General features: G+C 71.2%; 18 protein-coding genes. 12 read left to right on the top strand and 6 right to left on the bottom strand.

The features are described 5' to 3' along the window. Positions 1-83 precede the first annotated feature (83 nt). Positions 84-2243: an adenosylcobalamin-dependent ribonucleoside-diphosphate reductase gene (locus WCE39_RS10180; RefSeq protein WP_343276578.1), complete on the bottom strand. Its 2160-nt coding sequence runs from the start codon at positions 2241-2243 to the stop codon at positions 84-86. A 455-nt stretch (positions 2244-2698) separates the two neighbouring features. Between WCE39_RS10180 and WCE39_RS10175 the strand changes: the two genes are divergently transcribed. The 8 genes from WCE39_RS10175 to WCE39_RS10140 all read left to right on the top strand — a co-directional run bounded on the left by WCE39_RS10175 (position 2699) and on the right by WCE39_RS10140 (position 9578). Beyond that, positions 2699-4162, top strand: a complete 1464-nt coding sequence (locus tag WCE39_RS10175; protein WP_343276577.1) for a trypsin-like peptidase domain-containing protein — start codon at positions 2699-2701, stop codon at positions 4160-4162. A 52-nt stretch (positions 4163-4214) separates the two neighbouring features. Next, positions 4215-4577: a hypothetical protein gene (locus WCE39_RS10170; RefSeq protein ID WP_343276576.1), complete on the top strand. Its 363-nt coding sequence runs from the start codon at positions 4215-4217 to the stop codon at positions 4575-4577. 2 nt (positions 4578-4579) lie between these two features. After that, positions 4580-5152, top strand: coding sequence for a phage holin family protein (locus WCE39_RS10165; RefSeq protein ID WP_343276575.1), 573 nt, complete (start codon positions 4580-4582; stop codon positions 5150-5152). A 10-nt stretch (positions 5153-5162) separates the two neighbouring features. Further along, positions 5163-5678 (top strand): protein sip-5, encoded by a 516-nt coding sequence (locus tag WCE39_RS10160; protein ID WP_343276574.1) that lies wholly within the window; start codon positions 5163-5165, stop codon positions 5676-5678. Positions 5679-5688: 10 nt separating this feature from the next. After that, positions 5689-6840: an AI-2E family transporter gene (locus WCE39_RS10155; RefSeq protein ID WP_452299579.1), complete on the top strand. Its 1152-nt coding sequence runs from the start codon at positions 5689-5691 to the stop codon at positions 6838-6840. A gap of 91 nt (positions 6841-6931) precedes the next feature. Beyond that, complete coding sequence (locus tag WCE39_RS10150; RefSeq protein ID WP_343276573.1) at positions 6932-7393, top strand: hypothetical protein; 462 nt, start codon at positions 6932-6934, stop codon at positions 7391-7393. Positions 7394-7455: 62 nt separating this feature from the next. After that, positions 7456-8202, top strand: coding sequence for an HAD family hydrolase (locus tag WCE39_RS10145; RefSeq protein WP_343276572.1), 747 nt, complete (start codon positions 7456-7458; stop codon positions 8200-8202). After that, complete coding sequence (locus WCE39_RS10140) at positions 8199-9578, top strand: leucyl aminopeptidase family protein (RefSeq protein WP_343276571.1); 1380 nt, start codon at positions 8199-8201, stop codon at positions 9576-9578. Before WCE39_RS10145 ends, WCE39_RS10140 begins: the two co-directional genes overlap by 4 nt. Before the next feature lie 73 nt (positions 9579-9651). Here WCE39_RS10140 and WCE39_RS10135 read toward each other — a convergent pair whose 3' ends face one another. From WCE39_RS10135 to WCE39_RS10115, 5 genes are read right to left on the bottom strand one after another with little or no spacing between them, the layout of a single operon-like run. Continuing rightward, positions 9652-10254: a response regulator transcription factor gene (locus WCE39_RS10135; protein ID WP_343276570.1), complete on the bottom strand. Its 603-nt coding sequence runs from the start codon at positions 10252-10254 to the stop codon at positions 9652-9654. Continuing rightward, positions 10251-11519, bottom strand: a complete 1269-nt coding sequence (locus WCE39_RS10130) for a sensor histidine kinase (protein ID WP_343276569.1) — start codon at positions 11517-11519, stop codon at positions 10251-10253. The genes WCE39_RS10135 and WCE39_RS10130 overlap by 4 nt, the downstream gene beginning before the upstream one ends. A 19-nt stretch (positions 11520-11538) precedes the next feature. After that, positions 11539-13410, bottom strand: coding sequence for a CIA30 family protein (locus WCE39_RS10125; protein ID WP_343276568.1), 1872 nt, complete (start codon positions 13408-13410; stop codon positions 11539-11541). Positions 13411-13436: 26 nt separating this feature from the next. Continuing rightward, the gene (locus WCE39_RS10120; protein ID WP_343276567.1) at positions 13437-14210 is read right to left on the bottom strand and encodes an ABC transporter permease; all 774 of its coding nucleotides are present in this window, start codon (positions 14208-14210) and stop codon (positions 13437-13439) included. Next, complete coding sequence (locus tag WCE39_RS10115) at positions 14210-15124, bottom strand: ABC transporter ATP-binding protein (RefSeq protein WP_343276566.1); 915 nt, start codon at positions 15122-15124, stop codon at positions 14210-14212. The genes WCE39_RS10120 and WCE39_RS10115 overlap by 1 nt, the downstream gene beginning before the upstream one ends. A 277-nt stretch (positions 15125-15401) precedes the next feature. On the opposite strand from WCE39_RS10115, the gene WCE39_RS10110 reads away from it, so the two are divergent. The 4 genes from WCE39_RS10110 to WCE39_RS10095 form a co-directional block, all read left to right on the top strand. Then, positions 15402-15545: a hypothetical protein gene (locus tag WCE39_RS10110; RefSeq protein ID WP_343276565.1), complete on the top strand. Its 144-nt coding sequence runs from the start codon at positions 15402-15404 to the stop codon at positions 15543-15545. Positions 15546-15610: 65 nt separating this feature from the next. Beyond that, positions 15611-16222 carry a hypothetical protein gene (locus tag WCE39_RS10105; RefSeq protein ID WP_343276564.1) on the top strand — a complete coding sequence of 204 codons (612 nt, stop codon included), beginning with the start codon at positions 15611-15613 and terminating at the stop codon, positions 16220-16222. Then, positions 16222-17382, top strand: a complete 1161-nt coding sequence (locus WCE39_RS10100) for an FtsX-like permease family protein (protein ID WP_343276563.1) — start codon at positions 16222-16224, stop codon at positions 17380-17382. Before WCE39_RS10105 ends, WCE39_RS10100 begins: the two co-directional genes overlap by 1 nt. A gap of 10 nt (positions 17383-17392) precedes the next feature. Then, a partial coding sequence (locus WCE39_RS10095) for a hypothetical protein (protein ID WP_343276562.1) occupies positions 17393-18310 on the top strand: 918 nt, incomplete at its 3' end.

Below are 18310 nucleotides of genomic sequence, written 5' to 3'. Positions count from 1 at the left end.
GTTGCTCCCTCGTCGTCATGGTCGCGGGCGGGGCGCCCGCAGCGCGGAATGTAGCGCGGTCGGAACCGGCCGCGGGCCCCTGGTCAGAACTTGCCGTAGTAGCCCTCCTTGAGGGCGTCGAACAGGTTGGCCGCGGTGTGGGTCTCGCCGTCGTACTCGATCTCCTCGTTGCCCTTCACTTCCACCGTGCTGCCGTCCTCGAGCTCGAAGCGGTAGGTGGTGCCGGCAAGGTCGGACTCCTTGACCAGCACGCCCTGGAAGGCGGCGGGGTTGAAGCGGAACGTCGTGCAGCCCTTCAGGCCCTGCGCGTGGGCGTACAGGTAGATGTCCTTGAAGTCCTCGTAGGGAAAGTCGGTCGGGACGTTGGCGGTCTTGGAGATCGATGAATCGACCCACTTCTGCGCGGCAGCCTGGACGTCGACGTGTGCCTTCGGGCTGATGTCGTCGGCCGAGATGAAGTAGTCCGGCAGCTGCGTGGCGGGGTCGTCGCTGAACGGCATCGCGCCTTCGTTGACCAGGTGGCGATAGGCCAGCAACTCGAACGAGAACACGTCCACCTTCTCCTTCGACTTCTTGCCCTCGCGGATCACGTTGCGGCTGTAGTGGTGCGCGAACGAGGGCTCGATGCCGTTGGAGGCGTTGTTGGCCAGCGACAGGCTGATCGTTCCGGTGGGCGCGATCGAGCTGTGGTGGGTGAAACGCGCGCCGGTCTCGGCGATCTGCTCGACCAGCTCCGGGGCGACGCCGGCCACCCGCTGCATGTAGCGCGAGTAGCGCGCGTGCAGCACCTTCCCGGGAACCTCCTGGCCGACCTTCCAGCCGTCATCCGCCATCTCGGGGCGCTTGCGCAGCATCTCGGGCGTGACCGTGAAGCGCTCTTCCATGATCGGCGCCGGTCCCTTCTCCTGCGCCAGTGCCAGGCCGGTCTCCCAGCCCGCCACCGCCATGTCGCGGGCGATGCGCTCGGTGAACTCGCAGCTCTCCTTCGAGCCGTACTTCATGCGCAGCATGGTCACCGTGCTGCCCAGGCCGAGGAAGCCCATGCCGTGGCGGCGCTTGCGCATGATCTCGTCCCTCTGCTGCTGCAGGGGAAGGCCGTTGACCTCGACCACGTTGTCGAGCATGCGGGTGAACACGCGCACCACTTCCTTGTATTCCTCCCAGTCGAACTCGGCTTGGTCGGTGAAGGGCTTGCGCACGAACCGGGTCAGGTTGACCGAGCCCAGCAGGCAGGCGCCATACGGCGGCAGCGGCTGCTCGCCGCAGGGGTTGGTGGCGCGGATGGTCTCGCACCACCAGTTGTTGTTCATCTCGTTGACGCGGTCGATCAGGATGAAGCCCGGCTCGGCGTAGTCGTAGGTCGAGACCATGATCATGTCCCACAGGTGGCGCGCACGGACCTTGCCGTAGACCTTGCAGGCCACCAGGCCGTCGTCGCGCACGATGTAGCCTTCGTGCTGCGGCCAGTCGCGCCAGACCACCTGCGCGGCGTCGTCCAGGTCGATGTCGCCCTGCTCCTTGGCGCTGACCGGGAACACCAGCGGCCAGTCGGCATCCGACTTCACCGCGTCGATGAAGCCGTCGGTGACCAGCAGCGACAGGTTGAACTGGCGCAGGCGCCCGTCCTCGCGCTTGGCGCGGATGAAGTCACGCACGTCGGGGTGCGACACGTCGAAAGTGCCCATCTGCGCGCCGCGGCGGCCACCCGCCGACGAGACGGTGAAACACATCTTGTCGTAGATATCCATGAACGACATCGGGCCCGAGGTGTAGGCGCCGGCACCGGCCACGAAGGCGCCGCGCGGGCGCAGGGTCGAGAACTCGTAGCCGATGCCGCAGCCGGCCTTCAGCGTCAGGCCGGCCTCGTGGACCTTCTCCAGGATGCCGTCCATCGAGTCGACGATGGTGCCCGACACGGTGCAGTTGATCGTGCTGGTGGCGGGCTTGTGCTCGAGCGCGCCGGCATTGGACGTGATGCGGCCGGCGGGGATCGCCCCGCGTCGCAGCGCCCACAGGAAGCGCTCGTTCCAGTGCTTGCGCTTCTCGGCGGTGGTCTCGGCCTCGGCCAGGGCGCGGGCGACGCGCTGGCAGGTGCCGTCGATATCGGCGTCCAGGGCATCGCCCTGCTTGGTCTTCAGCCGGTATTTCTTGTCCCAGATATCGACCGACGCCGGCTGCATCGGGATGTCCTGGTCGGTGCCAGCCATCGTGTTCCTCACAGCCTCCAGGCGAACCGTACTCATGTTGCTCCTGTCTCCTTGATCCTGACCGGCCGCGCGCGTGCCGGGTGTCGTCGTTCCATGGCGCCGGTCGCGGGCCCAATGAGCGGGACGCGCCGACGGCGAAATCCGCAGGCGCGCACCGCGCGCCCTGCGCTGTCATTGTTTTCGTTGGCGGGTCTCGAGTCCGCGCATGCAAACCACCCCCTCGTTCCCTGCAACCGCCGGGTCGCCAACAACTAGGACTGGGCCAAACCTGCCTGCCAGACCCCAACATGTTGTGGCGGCAGGGCATCGACCCTACGGGCAGCAGGAAGGCAAGTCAATCGATCCGCGAGCCCTTGGGCGGCAGGCCAGCAGTGTCGCGGTTCGCAGTCCAAGCTGAGACGCACCGCACATCCGTTCAGCCTCGACCGACGCGCGCCGGCGCGCGACACTTCACGGGCCAGAGACCCCCGAACCCGCATAACGACAGACCGATGCATGCATCCACCCGCACCAAGCTCCTCGCCCTCGCCGCCGCCGCCGCCTTCGGTGGCGCCGCCGCGACCCTGATCCGCGACGGCCTGCAGGCGCCGGCCCGCGCCGAACCCGCGACCCCGCCGCCAGTCGCGGCCGCCGCGGTCCCGATGGTCGCCGCGCTGCCGGCCACCGTCGAAGGCCAGGCCCTGCCGTCACTGGCACCGATGCTGCGCCGGGTCACCCCGGCCGTGGTCAGCGTGCACACCAAGCAGCGGGTGCGGATCAACAATCCGTTCGCGAACGACCCGTTCTTCCGGCGGATGTTCCCGGGCATCCCCGAGGAGCGGATCAACGAATCGCTGGGCTCGGGGGTGATCGTGGATGCGGCCCGCGGCTACGTCCTCACCAACCACCACGTGATCGAGGGCGCCGACGAGGTCTCGGTGACGCTGTCCGACGGCCGCACGCTGGCCGCGGAGTTCATCGGCTCCGACGCCGACACCGACGTGGCCCTGATGAGGATCCCGGTCCCCGCCGATGTCGCGCTGCAGGCCATCGCGCTGGCCGACAGCAGCGCGCTGCAGGTGGGCGACTTCGTGGTTGCGGTGGGCAATCCCTTCGGCGTCGGCCAGACGGTGACCTCGGGCATCGTCTCCGCGGTCGGCCGCGCCAACGTGCCCGGCGTGGGCTACCAGAACTTCATCCAGACCGACGCCAGCATCAACCCGGGCAACTCCGGCGGCGCGCTGGTCAACCTGCGCGGCGAACTGGTCGGCATCAACACCGCCAGCTTCAACCCGCGCGGCAGCATGGCCGGCAACATCGGCCTGGGCTTCGCCATTCCCGCCAATCTTGCGCGCGGCGTCATGCAGCAGCTCGCCGCCACCGGCGAGGTGCGCCGCGGCACGCTAGGCATCGATACCCAGGACCTCGACGACCGGCTGGCGGCCAGTCTCGGGCTCGCCGCCGGCAGCCGCGGCGCGGTCGTGACCCGCGTCCACGCGGACTCCGCGGGCGCGGCCGCGGGACTGCGCGTGGGCGACGTGATCGTGTCCGCCAACGGCGAGCGCATCGACGATGGCGAGACCCTGCGCAACTTCCAGGGCCTGCAGCCGGCCAACGCCCGCATCACCCTTGGCCTGCGACGCGATGGCAAGCCCTTGCAGCTGCAGGCGACGCTGCGCGAGCAGCCGCGCGCCCTCGCCGGGCAGCAGCTCGACCCGCGCCTGTCCGGCGCCAGCTTGGCCGAATTGCCCGAAGTGCTGCGCCGCGGTGGCGTGGCCGGCGTGCTGGTGGATGCGGTCGAGCCCGACAGCCGCGCCGCGCGCAGCGGGCTGCGGGCCGGAGACGTGGTCGTCGCCGCGGGCGGCGCCCGTGCCGGCGACCTGTCCGCGCTGCGCGCGGCGCTGGCAGATGCACCGGCCACGCTTGTGCTCGGCATCCAGCGCGGCCGCGGCCAGGGCAACCTGCTGATGGAGTGATGCACCCCCACCGAACGAACCACCCCCCGAACCACCCCCCAAGGAGATCGTGATGAACCCCACCCACACCGACAACCTGAAAGCCAACCTGTCCCAGGCCGGCGGCCACCTGAAGCAGGCCGCCTCCGACACCGCCGACGCAGTGCGCGGTGCCGCGGCCGCCGCGGGCGAGGAAGTGCGCCTGGGCAGGGCCAACCTGAAGTCCGACCTCGCCGACGGCGCGCTTGCCGGCCTGTCCGCGCTCGAGGACGTTGCCGGCGCCGGCAGCGAGCAGGTCGACGTGCTGCTCGACAAGGGCCGCGACCTGATCGACAGCGCCGCCGACCTGATCCGCGAGCGTCCGATCGCATCCTTCGGCGCCGCGTTCGCGGCCGGCTGGATCATCGCCAAGCTGGCCCGCGGCAGCGGCAGGTAAGCGTGGAGCAGCAGCTACCACCCGCTTCGGGGCCCTCGCCCGGCCCCGCGCCGGGCAAGGGTGACGGCGCGCCGCCACCCGGCATCGCCGATGCGGTCCGGGAGCTGCGCGACAGCGGCCTGGCCGGCATGGGCGCCGCCCGCGAGGCGGCCGGTGCCCTGCGCACCCTGGTCACGGCCGACGTGTCCCTGGCGCGCAGCGCCGCCGGCCGCAGCGCGGTGTTCGCCGGCCTGGCCGTGGTGTTCGGCGCCTCGGCCTGGATGATGCTGATGACCGCCGTCGTCGTGGCCCTGAGCAACCAGGTCGGGCTGCCGTGGTGGCTGTCGCTGGCCTGCTGCGCGCTCGGCAGCTGCCTGGCCGCGTGGCTCGCGCTGCGCAAGGCCATGGCCTATTTCGAACATACCCGGATGAAGGCCACCCGCCGACAGCTGGCGCGGCTGGGCATCGGCGAGCTGTCCGGGTTCATGCCCGACGCGGGCTCGGCGGAGTGCGCCCGCGACGCCGAGGACCGGGCGCGCCCGGGCGGCGACGGCGTGCCCGGCGATTCCACGCCCGCGGGGGTCACCCCGCCATGAGGAGCGCGGCATGAGTTTTGAAGACCTGCAGGCGAAGGTGGAGCGCGCCGAAGCCGCGCTCGAGGCACGTGAGCGCCAGACGGCCGCGGATTTCCGCGTGTTCGGCGGGATCTGGCGATCCGGATGGACGCCGCCGCGGATCGTCGTCGCCGGGCTGGCCGGCGGCTTCTTGGCCGGTTGGGTGCGGCCTGGCCAGGCGATCGCCGGCGCCCAGCCCGCGCGCTGGCTGCAGATGCTCGGCAGCGTGGCCGGGCTGGCCAGCTCGATCCAGGCGGCCTTTGCCGCCGGCGCGGCCGAGGACGCCGCCCAGGACGCGGGCGCCGCGGCGCGGGGCGCCAAGGCAGCGCCGGAGGGCGGCGTCACCGCTGCGGAGAATCCAGCTGCGCCTTCCAGCCAGCGGTCCGCAACGCCGCCCGGAGACACCACCACCTCCATTCCCCGGGAACGTGCAAGAAGGCCCGATCCCGCCTGGGAGACTCCGCCCCGCCCGGCCGAGGCCGCGACCGAACTCTCCGAATCACGCTGAGGCGCACTCCATGGCGACGCGTGACACCCCCGCTTCAGCCGAGGCCCCCGCCGCCGCGGATGGACCCGCCGCAGACGCCTCCCCGGTTACCCCCGGCGAGCCTGCGGTCCAGCCTCCCGCGCCGCGCCCGCGCGCGCCCACATCGGTTCTGGTGCTTGCCCTGCTCGCCGTCGGGTACACGCTCTGGGCCGCCCAGGGGGTGATCCTGCCGGTGCTGCTGGCCATGTTCCTTGCCCTGATCGGCAACCCGGTGATACGCGCCCTGCGCAGGATCTACATGCCACGCTTCCTCGCCGCGCTGCTGGTGCTGTGCGGGGGCATGGCGGGCGCCGGGCTCCTCGGCCAGCAGCTGCTGGCACCGGCGATCGACTGGATGCAGGAAGCCCCGCGACAGATGCGCCAGCTCGGCAAGGAGCTCGGAGAGCTGGCCGAGCCCGTGCGCGAGGCCAACCGCGTCGCCGAAGATATCGCCCGCCAGGCCAGCGGTGAGGAGCCCAAGATCGAAGTGGTGCGCACCCAGGTCGACGACCCCTACGCGGCGCTGGCCCGGGCGCCGCGGATGGCGGGCAGCGTGCTGGCGGTGGTGCTGCTGACCTTCTTCTTCATGGTCTTCGGCGAGGACCTGCAGCGCCGCGCGATCGCCCTGCTGCCCACGCGCCAGCGGCAGCGGGTCACGGTGGAGATCATGCAGTCGATCGAGCGCGACGTGTCGCGCTACGTCTTCACCATCACCCTGATCAACGCCGGCGTGGGCGTGCTGCTTGCGGCCGTGCTGCACTGGGGCCTGGGCGTTGACCTGCAGGAGGCGCTGCTCTGGGGCACGATCGCCATGCTGCTCAACTTCGCGCCCTACGTGGGCCCGGCGATCGGCGTGGTGGCGATGCTGCTGATGGGCTTCGTGACCTGGGACGAGCTCGGATCCTCGCTGCTGCCGGCGGCGCTCTACCTCGGCCTGCACACGCTGGAAGGCCAGCTGGTGACGCCGCTGGTGCTTGGCCAGCGCATGCAGCTGTCGCCACTCGTCCTGATCCTGGCGCTGCTGGTGTTCGGCTGGCTGTGGGGCATCGTCGGCCTGCTGCTGGCGGTGCCGCTGCTGGTCTGCGTGAAGCGCGTGCTGGCGCGCATCGACGGGCTGGAGGGCTGGGCGCGGCTGTTGGGGTAGGTGCGCCACACAAGGGCGTCACCGTCCGCCGGTTGACCTCCCCCCGCAAAATGCCAAGAGTTGAGCGCCATGAATATGGAGCGGAAGGGGAATGCGCATTTTCGTCAAACCTCCGGCGGTCATGATGCTGGCGGCTCTGGCAGCTTCCGTCGCAGCAGATCCGAAGGCCACGATCGAAGTAGTGCGTGACACCACTTACAGCGCGACGTCCGTCGAGGCACGAAGCATCCGCGAATGGCTCCAGGACCATACCGCTTCCGTGGATGGTGTCGAGCTCGGGAGCATTCACCGGAACGGTGAATTCAGGGTGGTCCACCGCCAGCACCATGATGCCGACCGGGCAGGGCGCAGCTTCGATCCACCGCCGCTTCCCGTTCCCCTGCCCGGGTCCGGGGCACCGGGCGAAGTGATCGAACTCACCCACGCAACGCCGGGGGTTTCGATCCAGACGTGGACTTACGAATGGGTCAGCAATTCCACCGGCGGTGGCTGGCTTCTGATCGACTACAGCTACACGAGGGACAGGTTGCGCACGCCAGAGACGGGCCACTAACCCAACCGCCGTCCAGTTCGCCGGCACCGGGAGCGTGATCGGCCACGCCGTACAATGGCGCCATGGCCTTCCCCGTCCGCGCCATCACCCTCGACCTTGACGACACCGTGTGGCCGTTCGCACCCATCGGCGTACGCATCGAACGCGTGCTTGACGAATGGATGTGGCGACACAGCCCGGCCACCGCGGACATGTTCCCGGCAGAGGCCATGCGCACGCTGCGCGAGCGCGTGGGTGCGGAGAACCCTTCGCTCGCCCACGACATGTCGGCGCTGCGGCGGATGACGCTTGAGGCGGCGCTGCGCAAGAGCGGCGGCGACGTGGCCCTGGCCGATGCCGCATACGACGCCTTTTTCGCCGAGCGCAACCGGGTGGAGTGCTATCCGGACGCGATCCACGCGCTGGAGCGCATCAGCGCCAGGCTGCCGATCGCGGCGCTCAGCAACGGCAACGCCGACCTGGCGCGCATCGGCTTGGACCACCTCTTCAGCGCGCAGCTGAGCGCCTGCAGCTTCGGCAGTGCCAAGCCGGATCGCGCCATCTTCCTGGCCGCCTGCGAGCAGCTGGGCGTGCCACCGGCCGAGGTGCTGCACGTCGGCGACCATCCCGAGGCCGACGTCGCCGGCGCCGCGCGCGCCGGGCTGCGCAGCTGCTGGATCAACCGCGCCGATGACCACGGCCGGCGCCTGCAATGGCGCCACGACGAGGTCGAGCCCGACCTTCATTTCGATTCCCTGGCCGGACTGGCCGACTGGCTCGATGCGGCCCTGCCCGCACCGGGCGACCGCACACGGAGCACCCACGCATGACCCTTCCCGCCTGCTACGCCCCCACCGCCGACGCCCCGCACGCGCGGCCGCTGCATATCGTCGATCGCGACGGGCTCGCCGCCTGGCGCGCGACGCAGCCTGCCGTGGTTGGCGCCTGGCTGGACGCGCACGCCTTCGACGGCGCCGCCTGCAGCTGCCTGGTGCTGCCGGCGGCCGACGGCACGCCCGCGGCCGCGGTGATCGGGGTCGGCGACAGGCTCGATCCCTGCGCCTACGCCCACGCGCCGCGCGCGCTGCCGGCCGGTGACTGGGCACCTGCCGGAGACATCGGCGCGGACACCCTGCGCGCGCTGCAGCTGGGCTGGGGCCTGGGCAGCTACGCCTTCGACCGCTACCGCACGCCGAAGCCGGTGCGCGCACGGTTGGCGCTGGCCGCAAGCGATGCCGAAGCCCTGGACCTGCTCGCCGCCACCGCGCGCGTGCGCGACCTGGTCAACACGCCGACGCAGGACATGGGCCCGGACCAGCTGGAAGGCATCGCCCGCGACATCGCCATGGCCCACGGCGCGGACTTCAGCGCGATCACCGGCGACGCCCTGCTGGAGCAGAACTTCCCCGCCATCCACGCCGTCGGCCGCGCCTCGCACCGCGCCCCGCGCCTGCTCGCGCTGCGCTGGGGCGATGAGTCGCACCCGCATGTGGCCATCGTCGGCAAGGGCGTGTGCTTCGACACCGGCGGGCTCGACATCAAGCCCGCCGACGGCATGCGCAACATGAAGAAGGACATGGGAGGCGCCGCGCATGCGATCGCGCTGGCCGAGCTTGTGATGGCGCGGAAGCTTCCGCTGCGCATCACGCTGCTGGTGCCTGCGGTGGAGAACGCGATCGGTCCCGACGCCTTCCGTCCGGGCGAGGTCATCGCCACGCGCACCGGCACCAGCGTCGAGATCGACAACACCGATGCCGAAGGCCGCGTGATCCTGGGCGACGCGCTGGCCTACGCCGGCGAGCAGTCACCGGACCTGCTGCTCGACTTCGCCACCCTAACCGGCGCCGCGCGCATCGCGCTGGGCCCCGACCTGCCGGCGCTCTTCAGCAACGACGACGCGCTGGCGCAGGCGTGGCTCGACGCCGGCATGCAGGTGCGCGATCCGCTGTGGCGCATGCCGCTGTGGCGGCCGTACCTGCGCTACCTGACCAGCAAGGTCGCCGACATGGCCAACGCCGGCTCGAAGATGGCCGGCAGCGTGACCGCGGCGCTGTACCTGGAGCGCTTCGTCCCCAAGGACATGCCCTGGGCGCACCTCGACACCTACGCCTGGAACGACAGCGACCGCCCCGGCCGCCCCGCCGGCGGCGAAGCCCTCGGCCTGCGCGCCGCCTACGCGATGCTGAAAGCGCGCGCAGCCCGCTGACCCCGAGAGCGCGACTCCAGCACCAGCTGCAGAAGCCACTGCAGAAGCCCTGCGCGAGGCACTGTGGGAGCGTTTACAGCCAGCCCTTCTGCCGCGCCAGGCGATAGGCCTCGATGCGGTTGCCGACGCCGAGCTTGCCGATGGCGTCGGACAGGTAGTTGCGCACCGTGCCCTGGGAAAGATTCAAGGCCGCGGCGATGCCTCCCGCCGACTGGCCCTCGCCGGCCAGGCGCAGCACCTGGCGCTCGCGCTCGTTGAGCGGGTCGGCTTCGGACCAGGCCTCGAGCGCCAGCTGCGGATCGATCGCGCGACCGCCGGCCTGCACCGTACGCAGCGCCGCTGCCAGTTCTTCGGCCGGCGCATCCTTCAGCAGGTACCCCTGCACGCCGGCATCCAGCGCGCGGCGCAAATAGCCGGCGCGGGCGAAGGTGGTGACGATCACGACCCGGGTCGCAAGTCCGTGGCGCTGGATCCGCTGCGCTAGTTCCAGGCCGGTCAGCCCCGGCATCTCGATGTCGGTCACCAGCAGGTCCGGCGCATGGCGCTGCAGTTCGCGCCAGGCGGCTTCGCCGTCGCCCGCGACGCCGGCGACCTCGATGTCGTCCTCCATCGCCAAAAGCGCCGCCAATGCGCCGCGCAGCAGCGCCTGGTCTTCGGCAAGGACGATGCGGATCACGGTGCAGGATCGCCCACGCGTGGGCCGGTGTCCGGCACATCCCCGCCCGGCCCGATGCAATCGCCCCAGCGCCCGAAGTCCTGGTCGTCATTGGCGGCCAGTGGCAGCCAGGCCTCGACGACGGTGCCGCGGCCACGGGTCGAATCAACGTCCAGCCGCCCGCCCACGGCCTCCACGCGCTCGCGCATGCCACCCAGGCCGTTGCCTGGGGCGATCGCACCGCCGCGGCCGTCGTCGCTGATCCGCAGCAGCACGCCCCCGCCGTCGGCGTGCAGCGCGACTTCCGCGCTGCTTGCGTGCGCATGCCGCTGGACGTTGGTCACCGCTTCACGCACCACGAGCGCAAGCACGTTCTCCAGCCGCGGCGGCAGGGCGCCGCCGGCCAGCCCGCTCTCGTCCCAGTCGTGGCGCAAGGCCACGCCGTCGCTTTCCAGCAGCAGCTTGGCCGAGGCGAGCTCGGCGGCGATGCCGGCCGAGCGGATCCCGCTGACCGCCGAGCGCACCTGCGCCAGCGCCTCGCGTGCGACCCGGCTGACCGCGTCGATCTCCGCGCGAGCGGCCGCCGGATCGCGTTCGACCAGGCGCGCGGCGAGGTCGGACTTCAGCGCCACCAGCGACAGCGTGTGCCCGAGCAGGTCGTGCAGGTCGCGGCCGATGCGCTCGCGCTCGGCCAGCGCCGCCAGGCGGCGGACCTCGTCGTGCGACAGCCGCAGCGCGGCGTCCTTGCGCTGGCCGACGTGTTCGGCGTGCACGATCAGGCCGACGATCACCGTCACCAGCGGCAGCCAGACCAGCGCCTGCCACGGATAGCCCAGCGCCAGCGCCAGGCCCACGAAGGCGGCGTTGAGCGCGCCCAGCACCAGCAGGTAGCTGCGCAACGAGCTGGCGCGCCAGCCGCGCAGCATCACGCAGCCGAACACGAAGTAGGTCATGCCCGACGGATACCAGGGCAGCAAGGCCATGCTCAGCACGGCCATCGCCAGCGCATAGCGCAGCGACTCGCGCGCGGGCCGCAGCAGGGCCAGCGCGTACAGCAGCAGGAACAGCGGGTACGACAACAGGGTCAGCAGCAGCCAGCGCAGGTCGTAGCCGCCCGGCGAGAACAGCGGGGTGAGGAACACCCACATCGTCCACATCAGGTGCACCCACTCCGACCACAGCGGACGACCCTGCCTCAGCGTGGCCGCCATCAGTGAATCAGGCGCCAGCGCCAGCAAGGCGCGCCAGCCCTTCGACGCCAGAGGTGGAATGACCGCTTGCCGCATGTGGCGATGATGCCCCATGTCAGCGAAGTTCGACCCGGTCGATGTCGAGTTCGAACGCACCCTCTGGCATGCCTGCGGTGATCGCGACCGCGCGCAGCGTGGCCATGTCGGCGCCGGCGAAGGCGGAGAGCGGGATCCGCACCTCCTGCCACTCCGGCCCGGCAGTGAAGGACTGCATCGCCGGCATGCCCTGCATCGACGGGCCGGAGAACAGCATCGCCTGGTAGCTGCGACCGTCGCCGCGGGCCTGGAACACCAGCTCGCTGCGCGCCGAAGCGTCGACCGGCTGCATCGGCTGCGCGCCCGGATGGAACATGGTCCCCGCCCAGGGGAAGGCGAAGCCGGGGCGGATCTGGCCGCTGACGCGCAGCGCGCCGCGCGAACCACCCGCCCCTGCTGCCACCCACGCCTGCGTCGCCACGGATTTGCCGCCTGCCATGGCGTCGGTGGTGACCTGCCAGCCGTGGCCGAAGCGCACGCCGGTGCCGCCGTCCTCGAAGTCGGCGACCAGCGCGCCGTCGGCGATCACCGGCGCGGTCGCGGTCACCTCGACGCGCGGACGATCCACGGCGTAGCCGTTCTTCCAGACGCCGACGATCGCGCGCGTGGCCTGGATGTCCGTCGTCGGATCGCCCTCCACCAGCAGCAGGTCGGCGCGCATGCCCGCGACGATGCGGCCGCGGTCGCCAAGTCCGAAGCGCCGCGCCGGCAGCGCGGTCGCGGCGGCCAGTGCCTCGACCGACGACAGGCCTGCGCGCACCAGCAGCGCAAGCTCGCCATGCATGCTGATGCCGTGCGCAGTGCCGGGATTGCCGGCGTCGGTGCCGGCAAGGATGTCGACGCCGGCGGCGTTCAGCGCGGCGACGCTGCGCAGCGCATTGTCCAGCGCCTGCGGACGCGGCGCCCCGGGGAAGGTCGATTCGAGCGTCGCACGCTGATCGACGCCCGCCCACGGAGCCAACCGGGCATCCGATGCGAGCGCGGCGCCGCTGCCGTCGCCGGAGAAGCCCGCGATCACCGACAGCGTGGGCACGACGAAGCTGCCTGCGTCCTTCGCCGCGACGACGAAGCGGGGCGACGCAGCGACGTCGTGGAAGACGTGCACCAGGCCATCTGCGCCCGAGTCCACCGCATGCAGCGCATCGGCCTGGCTTGCGGCGTGGACCACCGCCAGGCGCCCGTGCGTCTGCGCTGCGGCTATCGCATCCGCCACCTGCGCCGGCGTGATTGTCGGCAGCCGCTGCGTGTCCGAGTGCGTGCTGAAGTCCTCGTCGATCAGCTTGATGTAGTCCGAACCCTCGGCCACCCGCGCGGCGACGAAGGCCGCGGCGTCGCCGCCGGCGGCAAGCGTTGGCACCGCGATGCCGAACTGGGTCCCGTGGCCGCCCTCGGTGGTGACGGTGGCGCCGGCGGTCCACAGGTCGGCCTGGCCGGTTTCGCCCAGCGACTCGCGCTGCGCACGCAGCGCCGGGATCCTGTTCCAGTCGCCGAACATGTCCAGCTCGGTGGTGACGCCGAAGCGCAGGGCATCGCGCTGCGCATCGCCCCAGCTGTGCGTGTGCGCGTCGATGAGGCCGGGCAGCAGGGTGCGGCCCGCACCATCGACGATGTCGATGCCTTCGGGAATCGCAGTATCCGCGCCCACCGCTTCTATGCGGCCGTCCCGGACGATCACATTCGCGCCCGGCAGCACGCGTTCGCCGTCGAACACGCGCACGCCGGAGATGGCGAAGGCCGCGCCATCGCCGCCCGAAGGCAGCGCGGCGGCCGCGCCGCTGGGCGCCGGCGACGTGGGCGACGCGGTGGATTGCGACGGCTGGGCGATGAGGACCGCGCCGGCGATGGCCGCGACGATCGCGCCTGTGGCGATGAACTCGGGCAAACGTTTCATGGTGTATCTCCCGGAAAGATGGCGGTTCAGCCGACGCGTGCCAGCCGCGCGCGGGCGAGGACGAAGAAGCCGACGCCGACCACCACCAGCACGCCCAGGTGCAGCGCCACCGGCTGGCCGGAGTCCATGCCCACGACCTTCAGCGCAAGCTGGCCGAGGTGGTAGGGCGGCCACACCGGCGCCAGCCGCGTGAACACGTCGGGCAGCATCGCCAGCGGCATCCACAGGCCGGACAGGAAGGACATCGGCAGGTAGACCAGGTTGACCACCGCAGGCGCGCCGGAGCCGTTGGCGACGGTGCCGATGAACAGGCCGATGGCGCAGAACGGCAGCGCGCCGGCGACGTGCACCGCGAACAGCAGCGCCCACTGCGCGGGCTGCAGCTGCACGCCCGCCAGTGCGAACGCGAGCAGCGCCAGCAGCAGCGCAACGATCGCCGAGAACAGCAGCGCCATCGTCATCTTGGCCAGCAGGTAGGCGCCGGGCGGCATCGGCAGCGCACGCTTGAGCGCGAGGAATCCCTGCTCGCGCTCCATCGCCACCGTGACGCCGAAGCCGAACATCGCCGCGCCCATCACACCGAACACCCCGTAGGTGGCCAGCAGATACTGCGCGCCGTTGCCGCCGCGATTCATGGCGACGCCGAACAGCAGGTAGAACATCAGCGGGAACAGGAGCGTCGGCAGCGCGAAAATCGGCGTGCGCAGCAGGCGCAGGAACTCGTATTTCGATTCCAGCAGGTAGCTGCGCAGCAGCGGGTGTCGGCGGACGGCGGCGGTGTCGTGGGCAAGGGCGTTCATCACGCGGCCTCCTTCAGGGGGGGTTCGCGGGTGATCTCGAGGAAGGCCTCGGCCAGCCCGGCGCGGCTGACATCGAGGTCGGACAGGTTCGGGTCGGCGTCGAGCAGGCGGCGCACGATGCCTTCGGCCGCATCGGCGACCACCTCCAGGCGCCCGCCTTCGCAGCGCGCGGCGCGCACCAGTGGCCAGCTCGCCACCTCGGCCGCGTCGACCGTAGTGGCACAGCGGATGCGGCGCTGGTCGACGCGCGCGCGCACCTCGTCAAGGCTGCCGCTGGCGACGACGCGCCCGCCGGCCAGCACGACCACGCGGTCGGCCAGGGCTTCGGCTTCCTCCAGGTAGTGCGTGGTCAGCAGCACCGACGTGCCCTCGGCCACCAGCTCGCGCAGGCCGCGCCACAGGCCCTGACGGGCTTCGATGTCGAGGCCGGTGGTGGGCTCGTCCAGGAACAGCACCCGCGGCCGGCCACACACCGCGAGCGCGAACTGCACGCGCCGCTGCTGGCCGCCGGACAGCTTGCCGTAGCGGCGCTTGAGCAGCCCGTCGAGGCCGGCGATGGCGGCGCAGTCGGCCACGCTGCGCGGATCGGGGTAGTAGCTTCGGGTCAGGTCGAGCAGCTCGGCGACGGTGAGCGTGTCGGCGATCGCACCGGACTGCAGCATCACGCCGATGCCCTGGCGCGCGCCGAGTTCGGATGGCGACCGCCCGAACAGCCGCGCAGATCCGCCGTCGGGCTCCATCAGGCCTAGCAGCAGCGAGATCGCGGTGGTCTTGCCGGCGCCGTTCGCGCCCAGCAGCGCCAGCACCTGGCCGGCGTGCAGTTCCAGGTCGACGCCGTCCAGCGCGGCGACCTTGCCGTAGCACTTGCGGGCGTCCTGCAGGCGGGCCAGTGGCACGTCGCGACGGTGATCCATGATGCGTCCTCCTCCGTGTGCTCACAGCTTGGGAATCACCGGCGGCTGGCGGCAGTCGCCGTCATCACCCGTCGTGCATGACAACCATCACATCGCGGGGCAGGCAGGACCCGCCCGCGTTGCGACCGGCGCTGGCGACATGCTAGAAATCCGCGGGCCCGCAGCCGGAACCATGCTGCGGGCATGCGCCCTGCCGTCGTGCGGGGCCCGGGGAAAATCGGGTCACGCAAGGAAGTCCATGGACAGGGACTTTTCCCAATGCACAAGGACAGTCAACATGATCAAGAAGGTCACCTCCGGCATAGCCGGGCTCCTGTTCGCGGTTTCGGCCGCGTTCGCGTTCCCGGTCCAGCAGGCCGAGGCCGCGACGACGATCGTCGTCTGCATCAAGGACGTCTGCGTCGTCATCATCGTCCAGTAAGTGTTTCGCGGGAGGGCATGCGCTGCCCTCCCGCGCCTTGCGACATGCACCCAGGAATCCCCTACATGACTTGCGAATACATCCACCCGGGCCGGCATTGCGCACGGACGGGCCTCGCCGCGCTGGCAATCACCGCCCTGCTCGCCCTTGCCGCGTGCTCAGGGCCGGCAGGCACCGATGCCGACGTCGGCGGTGCGGCGACAACGCCCGCTGCCGCTGATATTCCGGATTCGCCAACCGATGCCGGCACCGCCCCGCAGCCGCTGCCCCTCCAGGACTTCATCGTCGCCTTCCACAAGGCCAGCCTGGCCGCAGGCCATGCCCCTGACGGGCGATACCAGTTCCCGGCCATCTGGCTGTACGCGCCCGGAGGACGCCTGCATTCGCAGATCGACGACGACGCGGGTCTTGCGCGGCTGCAGCAGGACTTCGGCAGCCTCGATCCCTCCGGAACCCGCCCCGGCACGCTTTCCGTGGACGACGTGCTCGCCATCGTCACCGAAGCCGGCGCCACCGCCACCATTCCCGCTTCGACCGAACGCTGGGCCGCCATCGTCCTGCTGGATGCATCCGATTGCGACGGCGCGTCATGCGGCCCCTACGCCGACACCGTCGATCGCCTCCGGCTCGCCCATCCCGATGCCCTGGACGTGACCCGCGTGGCGCTGGTGCAGTAGTGCCCGCCGCTGGCGGCATGCGGCACTGCCGCGCCTGCGCAGCGCTCGCCTGGCTGCGGCTGCGGGAATCGCTCGGCCGGCATGCCTACCTGGTGGCAACCCTCGTCGTCGGCGTGGCCGGCTTCTGGATCCTGGGCGCCCTGGCGTCGCCGTTCGTGGCGAGGACCGCCCTCGCCGACGCCAGCATCACCGTGTCCAGCGCGCGCGAAGGCGGACTGGTGCCGGTGCGGTACGCGGCGGAGGTATCGCGCATGCCTGCGGTCGAGAACGTCAACCATATGAACGTCCTCGCGGTGGTGTGCAAGCCGCCCGCGGGCATCGCCACCCTCAACGGCTGGGGCGGCGACGACCCCGAGCGCAGGCTGCGCAGCATCCGCGCCAGCCAGGAGGACATCGACGCCTGGCTGGATTCGCCACATGCGGTGCTGGCAGGCGCCGAACTGGCCGAGCGCTGCGGCTGGTCGCGGGGCATGACGATCGAACCCGCCGGCCTGCGGGGCCAGGCCGTGCCGGTCACCATCGCGGGCATCTTCCACAGCGACGAAGGCGGGTTCGGCGAACAGATCGCGATCGCCCACTACGCGCACGTCGACCGCCTGCTGCCCGACGCCGAACGCGACCAGGCGCGGATCATCCAGGTGTCCGGGCAGGATCCGCTGGCACTCGCCGAACTGGCCGCGGACATCGAAGCGCTGCTGCAGCACGGCGACCCGCCGGTGCAGGCGCACGTGGCCGACGGAGGCGACAGCGTGCTCGGCAGCTTCGGCAATGTCAGCGCACTGCTGCGCGCCGTGGTCGCGTCGCTCGGGCTGTGCGTGCTGCTCGTGTTCACGAGCATCGCCGCGCACCTGGCCGCACAGCGGCGATCGAGCATGGCGATGCTGCAGGCGCTGGGCTTCGACCGGAACCTGCAGCTGGCGGCGATCGTGTTCGAGCTCTCCGCCGTGGCGGCGACGGGTGCCGCGCTCGGGACGCTGCTGGGCCTGTCGCTGCTCGAGGCGATCAGCGCGCACACCAGCCATGTGCTCGGGCGCCTGGACGCACCGCTGCAGGACACGCCCTGGCTGGTGGCCTGCCTGCTGGCCCTGGTCGCGCTGGCCTCGCTGGCGCCTGCATTCACCGTGCGCAGGTTGCGTCCGGTGGACCTGGTCCGCGGCTGAGCACGCGGCGATGGCCAGCGGCACCGTCAGCATCCTGCGGATCTTCCTTGCCGGCCACGCCGAAAGGCCCCGCGATGCCCTGCTCATGCTGGCGGGATTCCTGATCTCGGCAGCCACGCTCACCCTGCTGCTGTCCGTGCCCGCCGGCATCGACGGCATCGCCGCGCGTACCGGCGACGACCGCATCGCCCTGGTGCTGTCGTCGCAGGCACGCAGCGAAGTGGAGAGCCACCTGCCCGCCCATGTCGCCGGGATCGTCGCCGCCCTGCCGCAGGTCTCGCGTGACGCGTCCGGGCGCGGACTGGTCGCCTCGCAGTTCATCGCCAACACCAAGCTCACCCGTCGCGATGGCGTCCGCAGCACGGTGCAGATCCGTGGCGTCGACCCGTCGACGCGGGCGGTACTGGACACGATCGATGGCCTGGTGCAGCTGCCTGCGGGCCAACCCGGCGTGCAGGGCCTGCTCGTCGGCCGCATGGTCACGCCTGAGTACCGCGAACTGCAGGGCAGCGAGTTGCTGCAGCTGCGCCGCAGCCCACTGGCGCTGCGCCACGGGCTTGCGGCCAACGGCGGACTCTGGGAGTCCGAGCTCTGGGCCGACCTGTCGACGCTGCAGGCGGCGTTCAACGCGCCGGGCCAGGTCTCGGTGCTGTGGGTGCGGCTCACCGACGCGGACGCCTTCCAGGCGTTTGCCGCGGCGGTACGTACCGACCCCCGGCTTTCGGGCGTGCGCGTCGTACCCCAGGGCACCTACCACGCTGGACAGGTGGCGTTCGTCTCGCGCCTGGTCCGCCTTGCGGCCGCGGGTGTCTCGCTGCTGCTGGGTGCCGGCGCGGCGCTGGTGATCGCGAACGCGCTCGATACCGCGCTGGGGGGGGGGAGGGGGGGGAAAAGGAGGAGGGGAGAACGCACGCCCCCCCCCTCTCCC

Origin of the sequence: Luteimonas yanweni (assembly GCF_039548475.1) — a bacterium.
Classification (GTDB): Bacteria; Pseudomonadota; Gammaproteobacteria; order Xanthomonadales; family Xanthomonadaceae; genus Luteimonas.
The sequence above is the reverse complement of the archived record's forward strand: the minus strand, read 5'-3'. Positions and strand labels throughout refer to the sequence as shown.